The sequence below is a fragment of the Glaciibacter superstes DSM 21135 genome (genome assembly GCF_000421145.1).
GTDB lineage: Bacteria > Actinomycetota > Actinomycetes > Actinomycetales > Microbacteriaceae > Cryobacterium > Cryobacterium superstes.
Genome location: NZ_ATWH01000004.1, coordinates 41,590 through 64,820 on the forward strand (window position 1 = coordinate 41,590; position 23,231 = coordinate 64,820).

Sequence of the window (23,231 nt, forward strand, 5' to 3'; positions counted from 1 at the left end):
AATGTCCTGGGCACCCGCAATTGCGGGTGCCCAGGACATTTTCGGGTGCCGGCGGGCGCGGCGCGGGAGGCGCTACTTGTGGGTGCCGGCGGGCGCGGCGAGCGGCGCTACTTGCTGGAGCGGGCGGCGCGGCGCTTGTTCATCACGTCGAACGCGACCGCGATCAGCAGCACCATGCCCTTGATGAACTGCTGGTAGTCGGTTCCGACACCCATCAGCGACATGCCGTTGTTCAGCACACCCATGATCAGACCACCGGTGATGGCGCCGGTGATCGTGCCGATGCCGCCCTGCACAGCCGCGCCGCCGATGAAGGCCGCAGCGATCGCATCGAGCTCGAACAGGTTGCCCGCCCCAGGCCCAGCCGAGTTCAGGCGGCCGGTGAAGACGATGCCGGCCAGGGCAGACAGCACGCCGATGTTGACGAAGAGGTAGAAGTCCACCCACTTGGTCTTGATACCGGAGAGCTCTGCCGCGTGCAGGTTGCCGCCGATCGCGTAGATGTGGCGGCCGAACACGCTGCGGTTCATCACCGCGCTGTAAACGACCACAAGCGCCCCGAGCACCACCAGCACGATGGGCGTGCCGCGGAAGCTCGAGAGCAGGTAGGTCACACCGAGGATGAGCACGGCCATGAATGCGAGCTTGGTGATGAACCAGGCCAGGGGCTCGTCTTCGACGTTCAGCTTGACGCGCGCCGCGCGCTGGCGCATCTGGCCGACGACGAGGAACAAAGTTGCGAGCACACCGAGTCCGACCGTCACCCACTCCAGGTACGACGTGCCGCCGCTCGGGTCAGGCAGGAAGCCGCCGCCCAGCGCGCGGTACTCGGTGGGGAACGGGGTGATCTGCCTGCTGCCGAGCACGATCTGGGTGAGACCGCGGAAGATCAGCATGCCGGCCAGGGTGACGATGAAGGCCGGGATGCGAACGAACGCGATCCAGTAGCCCTGCCAGGCCCCGACCAGGGCGCCGACGACAAGGCCGCCGAGGATGGCCGCCCACCAGGGGAAGTCCCACGACTGGATCATCACGCCGGTCATGGCCCCGACGAACGCCGCGACCGAACCGACAGAGAGGTCGATGTGCCCGGCGATGATCACCATCACCATGCCGATCGCGAGAATCAGGATGTAGCTGTTCTGCACGATGATGTTCGACACGTTGTTCGGCTGCAGGAGTGCGCCGCCTGTGAGCACCTGGAACAGGATGACGATGACCAGGAGGGCGATGAAGATTCCGATTTGCCGAAGTCGGGAGGCCAGGAACCCGATTGCCTCGTTGATGGATGCCATGATGCGTTATTCCTTTTCCTGGGTCATGTACTGCATGAGGATTTCGGGATTGGCATCTTTGATCGCCACCTCGCCGGTGATCCGGCCGGCCGAGAGCGCATAGATGCGATCGCAGATTCCCAGCAGCTCCGGCAGTTCGGAGGAGATCACGATGATCGCCTTGCCCTGCGCTGCGAGCTTGTTGATGATGGTGTAGATCTCGTACTTGGCACCGACGTCGATGCCACGGGTGGGCTCATCGAGGATGAGCACCTCCGGGTCGGCGAACATCCACTTGCTCAGCACCACCTTCTGCTGGTTGCCGCCGGAGAGCTTGCCGGTCAGTGACGACACCGATGGCGCCTTGATGTTCATCGACTTGCGGTACTCGTCAGCGACGACGATCTCCTTGCCGCCGTCGACCCAGCCGTTCTTCGCGAGCTTGCCGAGTGCGGCAGCCGAGATATTGCGTTTGATGTCTTCGAGCAGGTTGAGGCCGTACTTCTTCCGGTCCTCCGTCGCATAGGCGATGCCGTGGTCGATCGCCTGGCGCACGGTGTGGGTCTTCACTTCCTTGCCGTGCATGTACACGCGGCCGGAGATACCTGCCCCGTAGCTGCGCCCGAAGACGCTCATCGCCAGCTCGGTGCGACCCGCACCCATCAGGCCGGCGATGCCGACCACTTCGCCCGCTCGCACGTTGAGGTGGGCGTTGTCGATGACCACACGCGACGACTCCTGTGGGTGATGCACCGTCCAGTCCTCGATGCGCAGGATCTCGTCGCCGATCTTCGGCGTGCGATCCGGGTACCGGCTCTCCAGGTCGCGGCCGACCATGCCCTTGATGATGCGTTCCTCTGAAACAGCCTGAGTCTTCAGGTCGAGCGTCTCGATGGTGCGCCCGTCGCGGAGGATGGTGACGGAGTCGGCGATCGCCTTGATCTCGTTCAACTTGTGGCTGATGATGATCGAGGTGATGCCCTGCTCCTTGAGGTGGCGCATCAGGTCGAGCAGGTGCGCGGAGTCCTCGTCGTTCAGCGCTGCGGTCGGCTCGTCGAGAATGAGGAGCTTGACCTCCTTCGAGAGCGCCTTGGCGATCTCGACCAGTTGCTGCTTGCCGACGCCGATGTCGGAGATCTTGGTGACGGGGTTGTCTTTCAGCCCGACCCTGGCCAGCAGCTTCGCCGCCTCCAGGTTGGTTTTCTGCCAGTCGATCCAGCCGTTCTTCTGCTGTTCGTTGCCGAGGAAGATGTTCTCGGCGATCGAGAGGTAGGGGCTCAGGGCGAGCTCCTGATGAATGATGACGATGCCACTGCGTTCGCTGTCACGGATGTCGCCGAAGGTCACCACGCCGTCTTCGAAGACGATGTCGCCCTCGTAGCTGCCATGCGGATACACGCCGGAGAGCACGTTCATGAGCGTCGACTTGCCTGCACCGTTCTCACCGCAGATGGCGTGAATCTCGCCGCGGGCAACGCTGAGGTTGACGTTCTGCAGCGCCTTGACCCCAGGGAAGGTCTTGGTGATGTCGCGCATCTCGAGAATGTTCTGATTCATTCCGGTCTCACTTCTGGTTCGGACACACTGCGCTGGGGCAATGGGTTGCGCTGGGTGTGGGAGCCTGACCGGCGGTGGCCGGCCAAGCTCCCACTCCGAGGGTTGTTTACTTGAGGTCGTCCTCGGTGTAGTAGCCACCGTCGATCAGGATTTCCTTGTAGTTGTCCACCGTAACGATCTGCGACTCAAGCAGGAAGGACGGAACGACCTTCACCTCGTTGTCGTAGGTTTCTTCGTCGTTCACCTCGACCTCTTCGCCGGTCAGGATGGCGTCAACCATGCTGACGGCCTGCTTGCCCAGTTCGCGGGTGTCCTTGTAGATCGTCGAGTACTGCTCGCCCGCGATGATCGACTTGACCGAACCGACCTCGGCGTCCTGACCGGTGATGACCGGCAGTGCATCAGCCGAGTAGCCGCCGCTGGTGAGAGCGGAGATGATGCCGATGGAGAGGCCGTCATACGGGGAGAGCACGCCGTCGATCTTGGCGGAACCGTCGATGGTGAGCAGGTTCTCCATGCGCTCCTGGGCCGTCTCCGGCAGCCAGCGGAGGATGGCAGCCTGCTCGAAGTCGAGCTGGCCGCTCGGTACGTTCAGCACCTTAGAGTCGAGGTACGGCTGCAGGGTGTCCATCGCGCCGTTCCAGAAGAACGTGGCGTTGTTGTCATCGGGGCTTCCCGCGAACAACTCGACGTTGAACGGGCCGGCAGCGCCAGTCTCCTTGCCGTCGGCGTCGAGGATGCCGAGGCCGGTCAGCAGGGAGGTCGCCTGCTGCACGCCCACCTTGTAGTTGTCGAAGGTGGTGTAGTAGTCGACGTTCTCGGTGCCGAGGATCAGACGGTCATACGCGATGACGGGAATGTCCTGGTCGGCCGCGCTCTGCAGCACGTCGGTCAGGGTGGTGCCGTCGATCGAGGCGACGATCAGGGCCTTGGCGCCCTTGGCGATCATGTTCTCGATCTGGGAGACCTGGGTCGCGATCTCGTCGTTGGCGAACTGCAGGTCGACCTTGTAACCGAGGTCTTCCAGCGCTGACTTGACGTTGTCGCCGTCCGCGATCCAGCGCTCTGACTGCTGGGTCGGCATGGCAACGCCGACCGTGATGGCCGACTTGTCGATGTCGCCACCGGCGTCTGCGCCTTCGTCTGAGCCTCCACGCCCTCCGCTGCACGCGGCGAGCGACAGTGCGAGGCCTGCGGCAGCAATGCCGAGGAATACCTTGCTCTTCTTCACTGTGTTTCCTTCCATACTGTTTTGTGATGCTGTGTTCGAGTGTGAATCTTTATCGATGGTGAATCCGTGGGAACTGCGGTGATTACAGGCCCTGTGCCAGTCGGTAGTAGGCCTGGTTCCAGCGCACCTCGCGCGTGAAATCACGCAGGGTGGTGGTCTTGTCGATCACGAGAAGCTCTGTACGAGCGATCTCGGCGAAATCGTGGAACACCTCGATGCCGACGGCGGTCGACATCACGGTGTGGTGGGCGGCACCGGCGGTCAGCCAGGCGGCGGCGGAAGTCGCGAAGTCCGGTTCAGGGCGCCACACCGCGCGACCCACAGGAAGGTTCGGCAGTGCCGCGGTCGGTTCGACGACCTCAACGACGTTGGCCACCAGTCGGAACCGGTCGCGCATGTCGCTCATCGCGACAACGACCGCCGGGCCCGGGTCGGCGTTGAAGACCAGGCGAACCGGGTCTTCCTTGCCGCCGATGCCGAGCGGGTGGATCTCCAGCGTCGGTTTGGTGGTCGTCAGCGCCGGACTCACCTCGAGCATGTGGGCACCGAGGATGAGCTCCTGGCCGGGCACCAGGTCGTAGGTGTAGTCCTCCATCAGGCTGGCACCGCCGGGCAGGCCGGCCCCCATCACGTTGGCGATGCGCACGAGAACGGATGTCTTCCAGTCGCCTTCTGCCCCGAAGCCGTAGCCTGCGGCCATCAGCCGCTGCACGGCGAGGCCCGGCAGCTGCCGCAAGGCGCCGAGGTCTTCGAAACTGGTGGTGAATGCGCCGAATCCGCCCTCTTCGAGGAACGACAAGAGCCCGAGCTCGATGGCAGCCCCATAGCGGAGCGACTCGTGGCGATCGCCGCCATTGCGGAGTTCTGGAACAACCTCGTAGAGGTCTTCGTACTCAGCCACCAGCGCGTCGATGGCCGCATCGCTTGACGCGTGCACGGCATCCGCGAGTTCATTGACGCCCCAGGTGTTGACCTGAACGCCGAAGCGGAGCTCGGCCTCGGTCTTGTCGCCCTCTGTGACGGCGACGTAACGCATGTTGTCGCCGAAACGGGCGACCTTCAGGCTGCGGGAAGCTGCCCAGCCTGCTGCGGCGCGGCTCCAGCTGCCGATCTGCGCGGTGACGCCGGGGTTCGACACATGGCCGACGACCGTCTTGCGGGCGACGCCGAGACGAGTCTGGATGTAACCGAATTCGCGGTCGCCGTGCGCGGCCTGATTGAGGTTCATGAAGTCGAAGTCGATGTCGGCCCACGGCAGTTCGACGTTTGCCTGCGTGTGCAGATGCAGCAGCGGCTTCGTGAGCGCATCGAGCCCGGCGATCCACATCTTCGCGGGCGAGAACGTGTGCATCCAGGCGATCAGGCCGATGACGTTGTCGTTCGCGTTGGCGTCGAGGGCGGCACGGCGGATGGAATCGGAGTCCTTCAGAACCGGCTTCCAGACGACCTTCACCGGAATGTCGCCGGCCGCATCGAGGGCGCGGGCAATCTCCTGGGACTGGTCGGCGACCTGGCGGAGGGTCTCCTCGCCGTAGAGGTTCTGGCTTCCGGTGAAGAACCAGATCTCGTACTGGTCGAGGGTGGTGGAGAGTGCCGGCATTACTTCAGTGCTCCTTGTGGGGCTTGCCCGTAAACGTTCTGATAGCGGTCGAAGAGGGAGTCGACGGCGGCTTGCGGGATGGGCACCAGCTCGCCGCCCTGGCGGGCGATGTGCACCGTGCGGGCGACGTCTTCGACCATGACCGCGGCCTTGACCGCGTCGCGAGCGTCTTTGCCGATGGTGAACGGGCCGTGGTTCTGCATCAGGACGGCGCGGGAACGATGCCCGGTGAGCGTGTCGACGATGCCCCGGCCGATGGAGTCGTCACCAATGATGGCGAATGGGCCGATCGGGATCTCTCCGCCGAACTCGTCTGCCATGGCAGTGATAACACAGGGAATGGCTTCGGCGCGGGCTGCCCAGGCGGTGGCGTAGGTCGAGTGGGTGTGCACGACCCCGCCGACCTCTGGCATATTCCGGTAGACGTATGCGTGGGCGGCGGTGTCGCTGGACGGCGAACGTTCGGAGCCGGGCGTACCGGGAATGACAGCGCCGTCGAGGTCGCAGAGGATCATGTTCTCTGGGGCGAGGTCTGCATAGTCGACACCGCTGGGCTTGATCACGAACAGGTCGGCGCCCGGGACTCGTCCTGAGACGTTGCCGCCGGTCCAGACGACCAGGCCGTTGCGGGTCAGCTCGGAGTGCAGGCGGGCGATGTCGGCGCGCACCCGGGCGACGGCGACCTCGACCTGCGGACCATAGGTGCTCATGCCTGAACCTCAGCTTTGCCGGCCGCGGAGGTGGCATCCGTTGCCTGTCCAACGGATGCCGCTGCCTCGCGCTTGAGCGCGCGCAGCCGGTGCATCACGTCATTGCCGCCACGACCGAAGTAGTCGTAGAGCAGCGTGTACTCGGCGAAGAGGCGGTCGTACGCTGCGGCAGATTCCTCGTTCGGCATATACACGTTCTTGTTCAGCTTGCCCATCGATTTCCCTGCGGCGCGCACGTCGGGGTATGCGCCAGCGGCGACGGCCGCGTGAATGGCGGAGCCGAGTGCGGGCCCCTGGTCGCTGGCGATTGTGGAGATCGGCAGGCGAAGCACGTCACTGTAGGTCTGCATCAGGAAGGGGTTCTTGAGGAGTCCGCCGGCGACGATGAACTCGGTGACGGGCACTCCGGCCGTGTTGAACGTCTCAACGATGGTGCGGGTGCCGAACGCGGTGGACTCGAGCAGGGCGCGGTAGGTCTCCTCCGTGCGGGTGGCCAGCGTCGTGCCGACGACAACGCCGGAGAGTTCGTGGTCGACCAGCACAGAACGGTTGCCGCTGTGCCAGTCGAGCGCGACCAGACCGTGCGCTCCGACCGGTGCAACGGCAGCGAGGTCGGTCAGATACTGGTGGATGCTGGTGCCCGCGGCATCCGCTGCCTCGAAATAGGCCTGCGGAACCTGGTTGTTCACGTACCAGGCGAAGATGTCGCCGACGCCGGACTGGCCGGCCTCGTAGCCATAGAGCCCGGAGACGATGCCACCGTCGACGACGCCGCACATGCCGGGGACCTCGGCGAGGGAGTCTGAGTTCATGACGTGACAGGTGGATGTGCCCATGATGGCGACCATCTGGCCGGGCTCCACGGCCTGTGCGGCCGGGGCGGTGACGTGGGCGTCGACATTGCCGACGGCGACGGCGATGCCCTCCGGCAGGCCGATCCACTCGGCCGCCTGTGCGCTCAAGCCACCGGCGGATGCGCCGAGCTGGCCGATCTCGTGGGCCACTTTGTCGATGGCGAACGTGGCGAAATCGGGGTTCAGCGCTCCGAGGAACTCCTCGCTCGGGTACTGGCCGTCCTGCAGTATCCCCTTGTAACCGGCCGTGCAGGCGTTGCGCACGTACTGGCCGGTGAGCTGCCAGACGATCCAGTCTGCGGCCTCGACCCAGTGGTCCATGCGGTTGTAGAGCTCTGGGTCTTCCTCGAGCAGCTGCAGGCCCTTGGCGAACTCCCACTCACTGGAAATCAGTCCGCCGTAGCGCGGCAGCCACCTCTCGCCGCGCTCGGCGGCGAGGTCGTTGATGCGGTCGGCGTGCGGCTGGGCAGCGTGGTGCTTCCACAGCTTCACGTAGGCGTGCGGACGATCGGCGTACTCCGGAAGTTCGTTCAGCGGCGTGCCGTCTGCGATGACGGGAACCATTGTGCAGGCGGTGAAGTCGGTACCGACGCCGATCACCTGCGCCGGGTCGATGCCGGCGTTCGCGACCGCGGCGGGCACGGCAGACTTCAGCACGTCGATGTAGTCCTGCGGAACCTGGAGCGCCCAGTCTGGCGGGAGTTGCTTGCCGGTTGCAGCGAGGGTGGTATCCATCACGGCGTGCGGGTAGTCGAGCACCGCGCTGCCGAGTTCGGCGCCGTCGGAGACCCGCACCACCACGGCACGGCCCGAGAGGGTGCCGTAGTCGATTCCGATGACGTACTGCTCGCCAGCGGCTGCTGCAGTGGAGGAGGCCCGTTCTGCGACCGGTGCTGTGCCCGCGGCCAACCCGCCCGACTCGGTCGAGGCTGTGCCTGGCTGCGTGGCGGGCGTGCTCACGAATCGACTCCCTTGTCCGTACCTGGTGCGGATGGCGTTGGTGTTGCGCGGCGTGCTGCCGTGACCTGATGGGTGGTGCTGTGGCGACGATGTGCCCGAATGTGAACGGTCACATTGATCAGCCTATGTTAGCCGCATTCGGGTTTCGCCTGTCAAGTCCCGAAGGTCTCGGTTCGGTAACCCTGCCCGCCACGGGTGTCGGCGGCGGTATTCGCCCGTGGGTCGAGGGTCCGGGCACTCAGAAATGTCCTGGGCACCCGCAATTGCGGGTGCCCAGGACATTTTCGGGTGCCAGCAGCGGTAGTCGTTTCCCATCTCGCACGACGTCAGGCGACGGATGCCGCGGTGCTGGCGCCCGCCCCAGGCACCGACACCGAGGCCCGCAGGCTGGCACCACCACCGAGCAGCCAGAGCGCGACGGCGAGCGCGAAGCAGCCCACGAACGGCCACACGCCGCCCATCGGCACGAGGGCGGTGAACACGATGCCGGTCAGGGCGATTGCGACGGCTGAGCCGATCGCATCCGAGATGGAGATCGCCGAACTCACGAAGCCCTGGTTCAGTTGGGTCGACGATTGAAGCGCCATCACCGAGGTGCGCGGGTACATGAGGCCCATTCCGGCGCCGGCAAAACCCCAGCCGATAATCAGCAACACGGCCGCCATCCCGAGCATCGCACCGACCAGCACCACTGTCAGCGCGAAGCCGAGCAGCAGGAGACCGATGCGGAGGCACGCCCGGTGGTCGAGCCGGTCAGAGAATCGCCCCTGCACCCACGACGCACTCGCCCAGGCCAGGCCTCCGAGGGTGAGGGCCAGCCCTGCCATCGACGCGGTGAGCCCGTATTCGGCGGTCAGCAGGTACGGCACGTAGATCTCGGCGGCGAAGAACGACCCGGCGATCAGCCCGCGCAGCAACACCACGCTCGGCAGACCGAATGCCGCGCGGAGCGTCCCGACCGGCAGGAGCGGCCGAAGCGCGAAGGCCAGCGCGATGATCGCGACGAACGGCAACACCCAGCGCAGCAGATCCCCCGCACCGGCGGAGAGGTTCAGCACGAGTACGGCCACTGCCGCCAGCGCCGACCAGGCTATGCGCGCAGTGCTCCAGGGCGCAGCATCCGTTTGCGGACTGTCGCTGAGCCCGCGCATGGCCGGCACCACCATGAACAGCGCCGGCACCACCAGCAGCACAACGCCGAGGAACACCCACGGCCAGCCGACCGTGTCTGCGACCACGCCGGCCACGAACGGGCCGACCAGCGAAGGTATGACCCACGCGGCCGCGAACCCGGCGAAGATGCTCGGCTGCAGCCGAGCAGGGTAGACCCGCGCCACGATGACGTAGAGGGCAACCGTCAGCGCGCCACCGCCGAAGCCGTGAATCAGGCGTCCGGTGACCAACAGCTCCATGCTCGGCGCGGTGCCGGCGACGAGAAGGCCAACGATGAAGAGGGCGACGGCTGCGTAGAGCGGCGCACGAGGACCGCGCCGGTCAGCCCAGTTGCCGGCCAGCACCATCCCCACCACGCTGACCGCGAGAGGGCCGGCGAAGGCGAGCGCATAGAGCGACTGGCCGTCCAGCTCAGCGCTGACGCTCGGCATGATCGTCGTCACGGCGAGCGACTCGAATGCCGACAGCAGGATGAGCGCGCACATGCCGATGCTGATCCAGCGGTAGCGAACGCTGAGCACGCCGCCTGGTTCGTCAGCTTCTGCCTGGCCGGTTCCGGCATCCGTCGTCTTGGTCACTTCTCGATTATCCACGGTCACGGGCGCCAGCCTAAGACCTCAACTAATGTTGAGGTCAAGCTTTTGCGCATGCAGCTTTGACACCAGAAGGAGATGCGAATGGGGCAGATCGGTGGAGGACGGCACGCAACGCTCACGGTCGGCGACCTGGCTGCGCGCAGCGGGGTGGCGGTGTCTGCGCTGCACTTCTACGAGCGCAAGGGGTTGCTGGATAGTGAGCGCACGAGCGGCAACCAGCGGCGCTACCGGCGAGACGCACTACGTCGGGTCGCGTTCATCCGGGTGTCGCAGCGGGTCGGCATTCCGCTCGCCGACATCCGTACCGCTCTCGCGTCGCTGCCAGAGGAGCGCACGCCGACCAAGGCGGACTGGGCACGACTGTCGCGGGTCTGGCGCGAGGAGCTCGACGAGCGCATCGCCGCGCTCGAGCACCTGCGGAACGACCTCACCGGCTGCATCGGCTGCGGCTGCCTGAGCCTTCGCACCTGCGCCTTGCAGAACCCAGACGACCAGCTCGGCGAAGGCGGCATCGGGCCCCGGCGCTGGCAGGACTGAGGCGGACAGCACCCATCACCCGCTGGCTCCTGCCGCTGCTCCAACCGGGCCCAGGTTTTGCGACCGGGCCCAGGATAAAAAGGTGGGCCTCGCCACAAAAACGCGGGCCCAGCCACCCAGCGCGGCGGACACGACCAGGCGCGTCATCAGGTACGCGCAGGCGACGGATGCCGCAGGCGTCAGGACGCGGGCGGCCCGGTCGAAGCGCGCACGACGAGTTCCGGCATGATCGTGCTGCGGTACTCCTCCACAGTGTCCTCCTCCAACGTGTCGCCGGCGAGGTCTCCGAGCAGGAGGGCGATCGCGCGCTTTCCGACTTCGGCGAAGTCCTGCCGCACGGTTGTCAGCGGCGGCCAGAAGTGCGCGGCCTCCGGAATGTCGTCGAAACCGACGATGCTCACGTCGCGCGGAATGTCGAGGCCCGCATCACGGAAGGCGTGCATCAGCCCGAGCGCCATCTGATCGTTCGACGAGAAGATGGCCGTGAAGTCGCGCACCCGCAGCAGCTCGCGTCCGGCGTGGTAGCCAAAGTCTGCGGTCCAGTCGCCGAGGATCGGAGCCGTCGTTGGAACATCCTGCGCGCCCATCTCCTCGAGGAAGCCGCGCATCCGCGCCTCAGCCTCGATCCAGTCCTGCGGGCCGGCCAGATGGTAAATGTCGGTGTGGCCGGCCTCGATCAGGTGCCGTGTGGCGAGCCGGGCACCGGCGATCTGGTCGACAGAGAGCGCATGGTCGCCGAGCCGGCCTGTTGACTGGAGGCTGACGAACGGCACGTCGATCGCCAGGTTCTCGAGGGCGTCGAATACCCGAACCTGCGGCGCGATCACCACGATTCCCTCGACTGCCTGGTACATGAGGTGGTCGAGGGCCGCCGCAATCGACTCCGGATCGACCGACGTCAGGTTCGCAGTGTTGACGTAGTAGCCGGCGTCCCTGGCCGCGTCCTGAATCGCTGCAATACTGCTCGCCGGGCCATACTCCGAGCTCGACGCGCTCAGCACCCCGATGGTGCGGGAACGCCCCTTCACCAGCGCGCGGGCAGCACGGTTCGGTCGGTATTGCAGCTCCTCCATCACCTGCAGCACGCGCGCTTTTGTGGTGTCGCGAATGCTCGGGTGGTCGTTCAGCACGCGTGACACGGTCTGGTGCGACACCCCGGCCAGGCGTGCGACATCACGGATGCTGGGGGCACGACCCCGAGGAGACTCGACTTTCACGGACAGATACCTGGCTTTCCTGTGCACGGTGTTCATGTGCACGGTCACACTTGTGAACGCAGGTCAATTATGCACACAGCGCAGTCACCGCAGCGAGACAGTGGACAGCACAATGTGACTGTCACATTGCGCGTCGCTCAGGCCGGGAACCCTCTGCAGCCGGGTCGACCTTCGCTTCAGGCGACGGTGCGAGAGCGCGCGCGGCGCTTCACCAGGGCGACGATGACGGATGCCACGGCCAGCACCGCTGGCACCAGCAGGTTCGGCCCGGCGAGCACAAGTAACCCGAGGGTGAGCACAACGGACGCCACGGCGAGCCACCACCCGAAACTCCGTGCCGTGAGCAGACGCACGGCTGCAATCATCCCGAGCACATAGATGCACACCATGGAACTGGTGTGGATCAGGATGAACGGGGTGAGGTCGTACCCCTGCAGCACCATCAGAGTGAAGTAGATCGCCGAAATGACAACCACCACGGTGAGGCTGCGACGCGGAACGCCACCGGACTCGACGCCGCGCGCCATCCAGCGGGGCAGGTCGCCGTCGCGCCCGAGCGACGCCCCGAGCTTCGCGAATGCGCCGAGATACACGTTGAGAACTCCGAGGGCGACGATCGCGGCGATCACGGCAACGAGGACCGGACCGACACCGAGCGTCGACGTCGACACCAGGTCGAGCAGCGGAACCTGGCCGCGTCCCGCCGCCTCGCCGAGCACGGCGACCGTCACGTACTGCAGTGCGAAGTATGCGACGCCAACGACAACGAGAGCGATGCCGGTGGCGATCGGGATGACGCGGCGCGGATTCTTGAACTCGCCGGAGATGTGGGTGCCGATCTCCCAACCGGCAAACGCCCAGACGAACAGGCTGATCGCGGTGCCGACGCCGCCCCAGCCGTTCGGCAGGAACGGTTCGAAATTTGTCGGATCCGCGGCGGGCAAGGCGACCGACACAACTCCGATCACCACGAACAGCAGCGCGCCGGTCAGCACCAGTTGCACCACGCCAGACACGCGCAGGCCGAAGTAGTTCGATGCGATCGGCGGCACGAAGATCGCCAGTGCAACCCAGACCACGGCCGAGCGGTCTGCGCCGACGATGGCCACGACGTACTCAGCTCCGAGCATGGCCACAACGGGTGCACCCGCGCCGACGCCGAAGAAGAACCAGTAGCCAGCCATGCGTGCCCAGGTCTGGCCGAGTGCCCGGCGAACATAGCTGGCGACGCCGCCGGGGTCTGGGTAACGGCTGGCGAGCGCCGCGAAGGTTCCGGCGAGCGGAATCGAGAGCACGAAGACGGCCAATACGGCGACGATCGAGGCGGGTCCGGCCGCGGTGGCCGCCAGGCCGGGCAGAACCAGGATCCCGGTGCCAAGAACCGCCGCGATGTAGAGGGCCGTTCCCTGCATCAGGCCTAGGCTTCCCGTGTGAACGGATGTCGCATCCGTCGCCGTCGATATCGGCGCAGCTGTCGACGCTGCTGGCACGGTGTTCGGAGTGGTCACTGGTTCATCATGCCGGTAAACGCGACACTTCAAAATGGCAGATATGACACACTTCGTACATAAACTGCCATTGCTGGCCGTGCCCGCCGGTCGTCGCCGGTCGTCGCCGTATGCGCCGGGAATCGCCGCAGGAGCAGCGACAGTCGGCACAACGGGCGACTCTCGGCGCAGAACCGCCGAGCACACCGCGCCGAGCGTCGCCATTTCAGCCGCGCGTCGCCGTTTGCACCGGTCGCGCCCACCCACCGTCGCCGCTTGTCGCCGTATGCGCCGAGAATCGCCGAAGGAGCGGCGACACCGGGCGCAACCGGCGACTCTCGCTGAGGGAAGGGCGGCTACTTCGGGGGCGGCTACTTCTTCGGCAAGGCGCGGTCGAGGTCGGCGATGAGGTCGGCGACGTCTTCGATCCCAACGGAGAGGCGCACGATGTTGTCTGGCACCTCGAGTTCGGTTCCGCGCACCGACGCGTGCGTCATCTCGGCCGGGTAGTTCATCAGCGACTCGACTCCACCGAGCGACTCGGCCAGCTGGAACAGCCGCGTCGACTCTGCGAACTTGCGCGCAGCCTTCGCGCCGCCGGCGAACGCGAGCGACAGCATCCCGCCGAAGCCACTCATCTGCTGCGCGGCGAGTGCATGGCCGGGGTGGCCCGGAAGCCCGGGGTAGTACACGGTGTCGATCGCCGGATGCCCGTCCAGGTGCCGGGCGATGGCCAGCGCATTGCTGCAGTGACGCTCCATCCGCACCGACAGTGTCTTGATGCCGCGCACGGTGAGCCAGGCATCGAGCGGCGCAGAGACAGGTCCGGCCGCGAACTGAAGGAACTTCGCCTTCTCTGCGAGTTCGTCGTCGTTGATCACGAGGGCGCCGCCGAGCACATCAGAGTGCCCGCCGAGATACTTGGTCGTGGAGTGCACGACAACATCTGCCCCATGCACCAGCGGACGCTGCAGCGCCGGCGACGCAAAGGTGTTGTCGACCACGACGATCAGCCCGGCGCGGTGACCGATCTCGGCCAGCTCCGCGATGTCGCTGATCTTCATCATCGGGTTGCTCGGCGTCTCGAGCCAGAGCAGCTTGGTCTCGCCCGGAATGATCGCCTTCTCGACGGCCCGGAGGTCACCCATGTCGACGACCGTGTTCCGGATGCCCCATGGCCCATGCACGCGCTCGATCAACCGGTGGGTGCCGCCGTAGACGTCATTGCCCATCACGATGTGGTCCCCAGGCGAAAGGGCGGCCCGCAGCAGGGTGTCTTCTGCGGCGAGTCCGCTGGCGAAGGAGAGACCGTGCTTCCCACCCTCGAGCGCGGCGATCAGGGTCTGCAGCGAATCCCTGGTTGGATTGCCGCCCCTGGTGTATTCGTAGCCGCCGCGCAGCTCCCCGATACTCTTCTGCACGAACGTCGACGTGAGGTAGACCGGCGGAATCACCGCGCCGGTTCTCGGGTCGAATTCCTGCCCCGCGTGAATCGCTGCGGTGTCGAAGTGCTGCTTCCTGGCCATGGTGCTCCTCTTCTGTCCTTCTGAAATTCTGTACTTCTATGCGCTCAGGTAGGTGAGCAAGTCGTGCCGGGTGATGACGCCGAGAGGTTTGCCGCCGTCTGTCACCAGCAGCGCGTCGTGCTGCCCGAAAGCGGCACGCGCGGCGGCGACGGGCTCGTTGACCCCGATCAGCGGAAGCGACTCCCCCACCACAGAACTGACCTTGTCGGTGAGCTTCGCCTCGCCGGAGAAGACGCGCTCCATCAGGCTGCGCTCGTCGAGCGCACCGAGAACCTCCCCCATCACCACTGGCGGCTTGGTCGTCAGCACCAGCAGCTGTGACACGCTCGACGACGTCATCGTCTCGATGGCGTCGCGCACGGTATCGACCGGGTGCACGTAGACGAACGCCGGCAGCGACCCGGTCTTCGACTCGAGCAGGTCACCGATGGTGTGACCGGCCGGTGCGTTGGTGAAACCGTAGCTGCGCATCCAGCCGTCGTTGAAGATCTTGCCGAGGTAGCCTCGCCCACCGTCAGGCAACAGCACCACAACGGTGTGCTCAGCCGAGAGCGCTTCGGCTGCACGCAGGGCCGCCACGACGGCCATGCCACTGGAGCCGCCGACCAGGATGCCCTCCTCGAGCGCGAGCCGGCGGGTCATGGCGAAGGATTCGGCATCCGTCACCGGAATGATCTCGTGAGGCACCGCCGGGTCGTATGCGCCGGGCCAGAAGTCCTCGCCGACTCCCTCGACGAGGTACGGCCGGCCGGTGCCGCCGGAGTAGACCGACCCCTCAGGGTCTGCCCCGATGATCCGCACGGTGTCGCCTGACACCTCACGCAGGTAGCGCCCGGTGCCGGTGATGGTGCCGCCGGTTCCGACGCCGGCGACGAAGTGCGTGACGGTGCCGTCGGTGTCGCGCCAGATCTCAGGGCCGGTGGTCTCGTAGTGGCTGAGCGGGCCGTTCGGGTTGGCGTACTGGTTCGGTTTGAACGCGCCTGGAATCTCACGGGCAAGCCGATCGGAGACACTGTAGTACGACTCAGGGTCGTCTGGGGCGACGGATGTCGGGGTCACCACGATCTCGGCGCCATATGCCGTGAGCACGTTGCGTTTGTCTTCGCCCACCTTGTCTGGCAGCACGAAGACACACTTGTAGCCACGTTGCTGCGCGACGAGCGCCAGGCCGACCCCGGTGTTGCCGGAGGTGGGCTCGACGATGGTTCCTCCAGGCAACAGGTCGCCGTCGCGCTCGGCGGCGTCGATGATCCTGGTGGCGATGCGGTCTTTCGACGAGCCGCCGGGGTTCAGGTATTCGAGCTTGACGAGCACGGTGGCGGAGAGCCCAGCCGTGACCTTCTGCAATTTGACCAGCGGCGTATCGCCGATGAGGTCGAGGATGGTGTCTGCGATCTTCATGGAGCCCCTTCGAACGACACTCGATTCTACCCGGCCCTCCTCTCCTGTCCCCGGATTCGATTAAGCGGCCGAAACGACGCCGGGCGCACCCGGAGTAGAGCGGTGGTAGTGCCGATGTGCTGCGGCTAACCGAAGCCGGGCACACACCTGAGGCGACCTCGGTCGGGCCATCGGGCGATCGTTCGCGATCACACCCCCGGAAATGGGGGCTCGTCACCTTGCCGGAACCGCCGGGCCTCCCAGCTTGCTGTGAACCCGCCGTGAGACGATGTTCCGGGGATGACCCCGGCGCACTCATGCGTTCGTATAGAACAAGCGTTCATCGCAGCGCGCACTATCGAGAGAGGCCACCTGTGACCCCTGCCCCGCCGCCCGGCTCTGAGTCCGGCAATAAGAACCTCACGGTCAAGCAGCAGCGCCTCGCGCAGCGCGCCAAGAAGCTGGAGGAATACCACCGCCAGCAGAAGCGCGCCAAGCGCAACCGCAGGATCGGCCTCATCGGCGGCATTGTCGCCGCGGTCGTCGTGATCGGCATCGTCGTGACGACAGTGGTGCTCACCCCGCAGAAGGCGAGCTACGACGCCGGCAGCGGGGGGGCCACGGTCGAGGGCGTTGAGACGTTCGAAAACGGGGCAGGGCATGTCGAGACACCCGTCACCTACCCGCAGACTCCTCCCGCCGGCGGTGAACACCACCCCACCTGGCTGAACTGCGGCGTTTACACGGAGCAGGTTCCCAATGAGAACGCCGTGCACGCGCTCGAGCACGGTGCGGTGTGGGTGACGTACGACCCCTCCATGTCTTCTGAAGACCTCGACGCACTGAAGACGAAGCTCCCGTCGACGTACAGTATCCTCTCGCCCTTCGCCGATATCCCTTCCCCGATCGTGCTGAGCGCCTGGAACGCACAGCTGCAGGTCGACTCTGCCGACGACCCGCGCATCGCCGAGTTCTTCGAGGAGTACTGGAAGAGCGAGAAGGTGCCGGAGCCCGGCGCGCTCTGCACCGGCGGCTTCGACGCACCCGGCAAGGTCACCTAGGCCAGTGAGCACCCCCGCGGCCGAGCAACACGAGGCACCGGTGCCGACGGCGCCTCGCCGCGTCGGCCGCGTCCCGCTCATTCTGGCGATCGTCGTCACGGCCGTCATCGTCGGCGTTGCCGCCTTCTCCGTCGGGCGGCTCAGCATGCTCGACAACCCAGACCCGAGCAACACCAGCGCAGAGGCCGGGTTCGCCCGCGACATGCAGGTGCACCACATCCAGGGCGTCGAACTGGCGATGATCATCCGCGACCTCACTGACGACCCCGCTGTGCGACTGCTCGGGTACGACATCGCTACGACGCAGGCCCAGCAGTCCGGGCAGCTGTATGGCTGGCTCACCGAGTGGGGCCTGCCGCAGGCCGGTCCAGAACCCGAGATGACCTGGATGACCAGGCCCGGCAGGTCGACGGATGCCCACAGTCACGACTCTGAGCACAAGCAGGGAGATCCGATGCCCGGCTTGGCCACCGGTGAACAGATCGCCGAGTTGAAGGCGGCTTCCGGCGTCGAAGCCGAGCGGATCTTCCTGACGCTGATGATCGCGCACCACAAGGGAGCGGTGGAGATGGCGGAGGCGGTACTCGACCGGGCGAGCAACACCTCGGTGCTGACCTTCGCGAACAGCGTCGTGGTGAGCCAGCTCTCCGAGATCGAGCTCATGGAACGGATGCTCGCCGAGCGCAGTTGAGCGAGCAGGTGAGCGCAGGCTCAGTCGGCAGGGGCGGGCGACGGCTCCATGATCTGCTCGGAGTAGAGCCGCGCGTACACTCCACCCCGTGCGAGCAACTCGGCGTGGGTGCCGTGCTCCGCAACCCGGCCGGCATCGACAACGAAGATCACGTCTGCGGCGACGATCGTCGACAGCCGGTGCGCGATCGCAATGGTGGTTCGGCCTCGGGATGCCGTGTCGAGCGCCGCCTGAACGACCCGTTCCGAGATGGCGTCGAGAGCGCTCGTCGCCTCGTCGAGAATCAGTACCTCCGGGTCTTTCAGTAGCACCCTCGCAATTGCGATCCGCTGTTTCTCGCCTCCGGAGAGGCGGTAGCCGCGCTCCCCCACCACCGTCTCGAACCTCTCAGGGAAACTCGCGATGGTGTTGTAGATGTTCGCGGCCCGCGTCGCGGTCTCGAGCTCGGCATCCGTCGCCCCCGGTTTGGCGTACCGCAGGTTCTCACCGATCGTCGCATGGAAGAGATAGGTCTCCTGGCTGACGATGCCGATGTGCGAGACGAGCGACTCCTGCGCCAGGTCGCGCACGTCAACACCGGAGAACACCACGCGGCCGTTTGTCGCCTCGTAGAAACGCGGGATGAGATACGACACCGTGGTCTTGCCCGCACCGGATGGCCCCACGAAAGCCGCGAACTCGCCAGACTCGATGGTGAACGACACGTCGTCGAGGGTCGGCCGGGAGTCGGTCGTCGCGTCTGGATACGCAAAGGTCACGTGGTCGAACTCGACCCGCCCCGAGTCTGCGCTCTTCGGCGGAACGGCTACGGCATCCGGCTTGTCGCTGATCGCCGGCTTCAGGTCGAGGTACTCGAAGATCCGCGCGAACAGGGCGCTCGAGGTCTGCAGATCGAGCGCCACCCGCATCAGGCCAAGCAGCGGGAACATCAACCTGGCCTGCACCGTCGTGAACGCCACGATCGTGCCGGCCGTGATATCCGTCGCCGCACCGCCAATCGCCGAACCGCTCATCAGCCAACCGGCCACCAGGTAGACGATGGCCGGGATGCTGGAGAGGAAGATGTTCACCATGGCGAAGAACCACTGGCCACTCATCTGCTGGCTCACCTGCAGGCGCACCTGGTTGGCATTCTCGTCGGCGTAGCGGCCGATCTCGGTCTTCTGCCTGGTGAAGCTCTTCGACAGCAGGATGCCGGACACGCTCAGCGTCTCCTGCGTGATCGCCGTCATGTCGGAGAGCGATTCCTGCGTCTTCGTGGCGATTCGGGCGCGTACCTGGCCGACGCGCCGCTGCGCGATCACCAGGATCGGCATCAGGATGACGGCGACGATGGTGAGCTTCCAGTCCAGCAGGATCATGGCGACGAATGCCGCGATCACGGTGACGGTGTTGCCCAGGATGCTGGAGATCGTGTTGGTGAGCACGCTCGCGACGCCACCGACGTCGTTCTGCAACCTCGACTGGATGATGCCCGTCTTGGTGCGGGTGAAGAAGCTCAGTTCCATCGCCTGCAGGTGGGTGAACAACCGCACGCGCAGGGCGCCCATGACCTTGTTGCCGACTGTCGCCGTGAGCCAGGTCTGCCAGACACCGAGCAGCGCAGAGCCGATGAAGACGATCAGCATCAGGCCGACCAGTGTGGCCAGAACGGGCAGGTTCGGTTTCCCACCCGGCGGGAAGAGCCCCTCATCGAACGCCCGCTGGGTGATCAGCGGCGGGATGACGGACAGCGCGGCACCGATGAGCACCAGCACAACGGTGACGATGAGCGCCTTGCGGTGTGGCCGGAACAATTGGGCAATGCGTCCAAGCAGGTTCGGGATGCGCGGGGCTTCGGCATTGGCCGCCCGCTGGGCGTCCACGTCGCCGCCACTGATTCGGCCGCCGCCGCCACTGATTCGGCCGCCGCCGCCACCGCCGCGACCGCCTCCCCCGCCGCCGCGTCCGCCCATTCCGCTCATAGGTTCACCCTAAACGCCGGGCGGGGCCGGAGGGTCGCCGCTCGCTGCATCGCTGCGCCCCATTGCCGTCATTGCGAGGCGTGCGAGGTCGATCCGATTTGAGGTGCCGGTCTTACGCAGCAGGTTGGAGATGTGCGAACTCACGGTCTTTTCACTGATCACGAGAGAGCGCGCGATTTCGCCGTAGGTGCGGCCGGCGATGACATGGTCCAGAATCTCGCGTTCACGAACGGTCAACTCGGCGAGCTCTCCTGTGGGCTTCGACGCGAGTACCGCCGCATGGGTGAAGACACCGATGGGGATCCGCGCGCTCAACGCGAGCGCTTCGAGTTCGCGTTCGATGGGCCGTGCCTCGAGTACGCGGGCGAGCGCAAGACCTCGACGAAGAATGGATGCTGCCGGCTCGCGGTGATGCCCGTGCAGAAGCAGCGCCTCAGCACCACGCCAGCACGCGTATACCTCCTCCCAGGCGAGCATCGCGGTGCGGCAGGCATCCGCCGCTCGCACCCACTGCAGGTCGTTCTCCAAGACCTGGCGGGCGCGGCCGACCTCGGCCAGGTACATATCTTCCAGAGCGGATATTTGAAGGTCCCAGAGCTCGGTCGACTCACCGAAGTCTCTGATCACATGCGGAAATCGAGTCAGCAGGTCGTCGACGCGCGCGAGGAGGACGGCCGTGTCCCACCCGGCGTCCCTGCACTCCTGCACCTGGTCGGCCAGGGCACGAGACGCCAACGGCATCAGCCATTCGCACATCGTCGGCGGTACGCCGGGTGAGTTCGCGCCAGCCATCGCCGCATCGAAGGCGGCCGCCGGGTCCTTCGCAGCCAGGAGCACCTCAGCGCGGTTCGCGTCGAAAGTGAAATTGAGAAAGCCCGAGCTCTCCTCGAACAACTCGTCGGCGCGAGCCAAATGGGCCTGTGCCTCCTCCACGCGCCCCTGCCAGGCGGCGAGCCGAGCGGCAGCCAATCGCGCGCTGACGTCGGCGAACGGTCCGGGATCTGAACCGAGCGCGACCCTCAGCCGGCTCAGGCACTCCCGCCATTCGCCGATCGCGAGCCAGCTGCTGGCTTCGTCGGCCGACAGCATCGCGATGTACGCATGCGGGCCGCCCAACTCAGCCAGCTGCTCCCTCCGCATCCGGAGGTGATCCGCATACGTCCCGCTCGACCACATCTCCAGCGCATTGGCTTCCCACAGCGTGGCGTGGCAGTAGGCCCAGTAGTCGCGGGCCAGGGCGGCCGCCGCCACGGCCGCCGTCGCGAATGAAAGCGCCTGTTGGCTCTGGCCCGCAATGAATACCACCATGGAGTTGGCTGACAACGCGTACGACAGCGCACGAGGGTTGCCTGCTGCCTGCGCCAGGGCCAGCGCGCGATGCGCGTTTTCGGCGGCATCCGCGTCGTCCTGCCAGATCCCGGCGTGGGCCAGCTCGGCCAGGGCGAGGGCATGCTGCCAGCTCGCGGGCTCCACACCAGAGAGCCGCACGGCCTCCCGCATGTCGTCTGGCGAGAGAAATGAGCGGCCGGTCGAGAACCGCAAATGCATACGGCGAACCATCAGCTCGGCCACGAGCAATGGTTGTGTGCCGGGGTCGGAGCGCTCAAGCAACGCATCGACCGCTCGGAGCTCCTCTTCGTGAGCCCCAGCGGCGCCGGCTGCGGCGGCGAGACGCGTCAAGAGCTCCTGCGTGCTCTGATCGGCCGTGGAGAGCGCGGGCCTCAGATCGGCAGCTCGACGCAGAAGGCGCAACATCTCAGCAGTTGCGCCGGCCGACTCCGCGGCATCGGCGGCGCGGATCGCCCAGCGGTAAGCCTCTGCGTGGTGACCAGCCCGAAATTGATGTTCTGCCACCGCTACCATTGTCTCGACGGCCGGCACGGCGGCATCCGTCACCCGCTTCTCGAAATGGCGGGCGAATGCGGAATGCCAGCGTTCGCGATCGACGTCGTTCATGGTCTGCTCGAGCACTTCCGCTGTCAACGGGTGGTGGAACCAATAGCGGCCATCGCGTGCCGCATCGAGCAGTCCCGCGTCGACCGCCTCCCCCAGGAGCGGCACGACGTGCTCGGCGCCGAGGGTGCTGCCTGTCACGTCGGTGAGGTCACCAGCGGTGAGCGGGCCGCCGCCGACGGCCAGCGTTCTGGTCAGCTCTCGGGTGGGTGACGACAGGCGGCGCCACGATTGCAACACGGCGGATCTCAGGTCGGGCGGCAGATCGGGCGGCAGATGCCGCGTATTCGGGGTGAGGTCATTCACCACGAGCCGGTTGAGGTAGGGGTTTCCACGCGTGTGCGTGAAGACATCTTCCACCAGCGATTGATGCGGAGGTGCACCCAGCAGGTGAGAGAGTTGCTCACCGGTGGCGGCACGATCGAGCGGATCAAGCGTCAGTTGTTCGTTTCGGGGCAGTCGACGGATGTCGGCCAGCCAGTTCTGCAACGGGTGGCCGCCGCTCACCTCGCCGCTGCGGATCGTGACGACCACCGCGAGGCCACGTTCGGCCGGCCCGGCCAGGAGGTAGGTCAACACATCGAGGGTGCTCTGGTCAGTCCAGTGCAGGTCGTCGATCACCAGAACCACAAGCCGATCGCGGCACAGGTCGTCGAGCCAGGCGTCGAAGGCTATCGGGACATTGGCGGGTGCGTCACCGGGAGTGATGACCGGAGGCAGGGCGATCCCCGCGCTCCTGGCTCCCCTGACGGCCGAGCGGATCGCGAGGAAGGGGACCGTCATGGAGGTCAACGGCAGGCAGGCTCCGAAGAGCACCAGTGCGGAAGAGCCAGCGCTCGCGCAGGCTCGCTGCACGAGGGTGGTCTTGCCGACTCCCGCATCCCCAAAGATCAACATCGCCCCCGCTTCGCCGGCTGCGGCGCGATTGAGGAGCGCGCTGACGACGCCCAGCTCCCCGGTGCGTCCCACGAGAACCGGCCCGATCACGCCTGGGCGTGTGGTCATGGTGCCAGTTTCCCACCGATCCGACTCGTCGACCGGGCGAATCTGAGGATTTTTCCCGTCAGTCTGAGGGGGTGCGCCCGATGCGGTGGCCGGGTTGCCCGGCACACAGTGAAGAGGTCAGGTTCCGTCCCGCCTCACTTTGCTGGAAGGTACGACCATGTCTCACGCTCTCTCCCCACGACCGTCCGCCGGTCGCTGGATGGTTGCCGCATTCGCGGTCTCCATCCTCGCCGGCACCGGCGTCGCTCCCGCTGCAGCGATGCAAGACCCGGGAAAGCCTCAGCAGCCCGTTGTGCAGCAGGACTCACGGCACTGCTTCCTGACGTGGATCGGTCCGCAGTTCGTACGCTGCGACGATCTCACCGGGGGCATGGGTCACCGCACCGCCCTGAGTAACGAAACAGTGAGTCCTGGGTGCGGTGCCAGTGAGTCCTGGCTGCCGGAGCACTGAACGA

Annotated in this window: 17 protein-coding genes; 4 read left to right on the top strand and 13 right to left on the bottom strand. The window is 66.0% G+C overall.

Annotated features, from left to right (window positions below; genetic code table 11):
• Positions 1–107: 107 nt before the first annotated feature.
• The 7 genes from mmsB to K323_RS24565 all read right to left on the bottom strand — a co-directional run bounded on the left by mmsB (position 108) and on the right by K323_RS24565 (position 9,958).
• Complete coding sequence (mmsB, locus tag K323_RS0106230) at positions 108–1,295, bottom strand: multiple monosaccharide ABC transporter permease (protein ID WP_022884427.1); 1,188 nt, start codon at positions 1,293–1,295, stop codon at positions 108–110.
• 6 nt (positions 1,296–1,301) lie between these two features.
• A complete protein-coding gene (gene mmsA, locus K323_RS0106235; protein WP_022884428.1) occupies positions 1,302–2,831 on the bottom strand; it encodes a multiple monosaccharide ABC transporter ATP-binding protein in 1,530 nt (509 codons plus the stop codon).
• Between the two features lie 106 nt (positions 2,832–2,937).
• On the bottom strand, positions 2,938–4,062 hold the full coding sequence (chvE, locus tag K323_RS0106240; RefSeq protein WP_026851315.1) for a multiple monosaccharide ABC transporter substrate-binding protein: 1,125 nt from the start codon (positions 4,060–4,062) through the stop codon (positions 2,938–2,940).
• Positions 4,063–4,144: 82 nt separating this feature from the next.
• Positions 4,145–5,662 carry an L-arabinose isomerase gene (araA, locus tag K323_RS0106245; protein WP_022884430.1) on the bottom strand — a complete coding sequence of 506 codons (1,518 nt, stop codon included), beginning with the start codon at positions 5,660–5,662 and terminating at the stop codon, positions 4,145–4,147.
• Complete coding sequence (locus K323_RS0106250) at positions 5,662–6,372, bottom strand: L-ribulose-5-phosphate 4-epimerase (RefSeq protein WP_022884431.1); 711 nt, start codon at positions 6,370–6,372, stop codon at positions 5,662–5,664. Before K323_RS0106250 ends, araA begins: the two co-directional genes overlap by 1 nt.
• Positions 6,369–8,135, bottom strand: coding sequence for a ribulokinase (gene araB / locus K323_RS24560; protein WP_051147250.1), 1,767 nt, complete (start codon positions 8,133–8,135; stop codon positions 6,369–6,371). The genes K323_RS0106250 and araB overlap by 4 nt, the downstream gene beginning before the upstream one ends.
• Positions 8,136–8,512: 377 nt before the next feature.
• The gene (locus K323_RS24565) at positions 8,513–9,958 is read right to left on the bottom strand and encodes an MFS transporter (protein ID WP_245570933.1); all 1,446 of its coding nucleotides are present in this window, start codon (positions 9,956–9,958) and stop codon (positions 8,513–8,515) included.
• 78 nt (positions 9,959–10,036) lie between these two features.
• Between K323_RS24565 and soxR the strand changes: the two genes are divergently transcribed.
• Positions 10,037–10,492, top strand: coding sequence for a redox-sensitive transcriptional activator SoxR (gene soxR / locus K323_RS0106265; RefSeq protein ID WP_026851316.1), 456 nt, complete (start codon positions 10,037–10,039; stop codon positions 10,490–10,492).
• A 179-nt stretch (positions 10,493–10,671) separates the two neighbouring features.
• Here soxR and K323_RS0106270 read toward each other — a convergent pair whose 3' ends face one another.
• The 4 genes from K323_RS0106270 to K323_RS0106285 all read right to left on the bottom strand — a co-directional run bounded on the left by K323_RS0106270 (position 10,672) and on the right by K323_RS0106285 (position 16,123).
• Positions 10,672–11,745 (bottom strand): LacI family DNA-binding transcriptional regulator, encoded by a 1,074-nt coding sequence (locus K323_RS0106270; protein WP_051147251.1) that lies wholly within the window; start codon positions 11,743–11,745, stop codon positions 10,672–10,674.
• A gap of 140 nt (positions 11,746–11,885) precedes the next feature.
• Positions 11,886–13,217, bottom strand: a complete 1,332-nt coding sequence (locus K323_RS0106275; RefSeq protein WP_022884435.1) for an APC family permease — start codon at positions 13,215–13,217, stop codon at positions 11,886–11,888.
• Positions 13,218–13,567: 350 nt separating this feature from the next.
• Positions 13,568–14,722 carry a cystathionine gamma-synthase gene (locus K323_RS0106280; RefSeq protein WP_022884436.1) on the bottom strand — a complete coding sequence of 385 codons (1,155 nt, stop codon included), beginning with the start codon at positions 14,720–14,722 and terminating at the stop codon, positions 13,568–13,570.
• Positions 14,723–14,758: 36 nt separating this feature from the next.
• Positions 14,759–16,123, bottom strand: a complete 1,365-nt coding sequence (locus K323_RS0106285; RefSeq protein WP_022884437.1) for a cystathionine beta-synthase — start codon at positions 16,121–16,123, stop codon at positions 14,759–14,761.
• Positions 16,124–16,476: 353 nt separating this feature from the next.
• Between K323_RS0106285 and K323_RS0106290 the strand changes: the two genes are divergently transcribed.
• Together K323_RS0106290 and K323_RS0106295 are read left to right on the top strand one after the other, a co-directional pair.
• Positions 16,477–17,163, top strand: coding sequence for a thioredoxin-like domain-containing protein (locus tag K323_RS0106290; protein ID WP_022884438.1), 687 nt, complete (start codon positions 16,477–16,479; stop codon positions 17,161–17,163).
• Between the two features lie 4 nt (positions 17,164–17,167).
• A complete protein-coding gene (locus K323_RS0106295; RefSeq protein WP_022884439.1) occupies positions 17,168–17,854 on the top strand; it encodes a DUF305 domain-containing protein in 687 nt (228 codons plus the stop codon).
• 20 nt (positions 17,855–17,874) lie between these two features.
• On the opposite strand, the gene K323_RS0106300 is transcribed toward K323_RS0106295, so the two are convergent.
• Together K323_RS0106300 and K323_RS30670 are read right to left on the bottom strand one after the other, a co-directional pair.
• Positions 17,875–19,809, bottom strand: coding sequence for an ABC transporter ATP-binding protein (locus K323_RS0106300; protein ID WP_026851319.1), 1,935 nt, complete (start codon positions 19,807–19,809; stop codon positions 17,875–17,877).
• 18 nt (positions 19,810–19,827) lie between these two features.
• Positions 19,828–22,776: a helix-turn-helix transcriptional regulator gene (locus K323_RS30670; protein WP_022884441.1), complete on the bottom strand. Its 2,949-nt coding sequence runs from the start codon at positions 22,774–22,776 to the stop codon at positions 19,828–19,830.
• A gap of 157 nt (positions 22,777–22,933) precedes the next feature.
• On the opposite strand from K323_RS30670, the gene K323_RS0106310 reads away from it, so the two are divergent.
• Positions 22,934–23,227, top strand: a complete 294-nt coding sequence (locus K323_RS0106310; protein ID WP_022884442.1) for a hypothetical protein — start codon at positions 22,934–22,936, stop codon at positions 23,225–23,227.
• The last annotated feature ends 4 nt before the right edge of the window (positions 23,228–23,231 follow it).

Bases quoted from the DNA above. Each gene is read 5' to 3' on its own strand.
- K323_RS0106280 (WP_022884436.1), bottom strand. From the start codon at position 14,722: ATGGCCAGGAAGCAGCACTTCGACACCGCAGCGATTCACGCGGGGCAG.
- soxR (WP_026851316.1), top strand. From the start codon at position 10,037: ATGGGGCAGATCGGTGGAGGACGGCACGCAACGCTCACGGTCGGCGAC.
- mmsB (WP_022884427.1), bottom strand. From the start codon at position 1,295: ATGGCATCCATCAACGAGGCAATCGGGTTCCTGGCCTCCCGACTTCGG.
- K323_RS0106250 (WP_022884431.1), bottom strand. From the start codon at position 6,372: ATGAGCACCTATGGTCCGCAGGTCGAGGTCGCCGTCGCCCGGGTGCGC.
- K323_RS0106300 (WP_026851319.1), bottom strand. From the start codon at position 19,809: ATGGGCGGACGCGGCGGCGGGGGAGGCGGTCGCGGCGGTGGCGGCGGC.
- K323_RS0106285 (WP_022884437.1), bottom strand. From the start codon at position 16,123: ATGAAGATCGCAGACACCATCCTCGACCTCATCGGCGATACGCCGCTG.
- K323_RS0106310 (WP_022884442.1), top strand. From the start codon at position 22,934: ATGTCTCACGCTCTCTCCCCACGACCGTCCGCCGGTCGCTGGATGGTT.
- K323_RS30670 (WP_022884441.1), bottom strand. From the start codon at position 22,776: ATGACCACACGCCCAGGCGTGATCGGGCCGGTTCTCGTGGGACGCACC.
- araA (WP_022884430.1), bottom strand. From the start codon at position 5,662: ATGCCGGCACTCTCCACCACCCTCGACCAGTACGAGATCTGGTTCTTC.
- mmsA (WP_022884428.1), bottom strand. From the start codon at position 2,831: ATGAATCAGAACATTCTCGAGATGCGCGACATCACCAAGACCTTCCCT.
- K323_RS0106270 (WP_051147251.1), bottom strand. From the start codon at position 11,745: ATGAACACCGTGCACAGGAAAGCCAGGTATCTGTCCGTGAAAGTCGAG.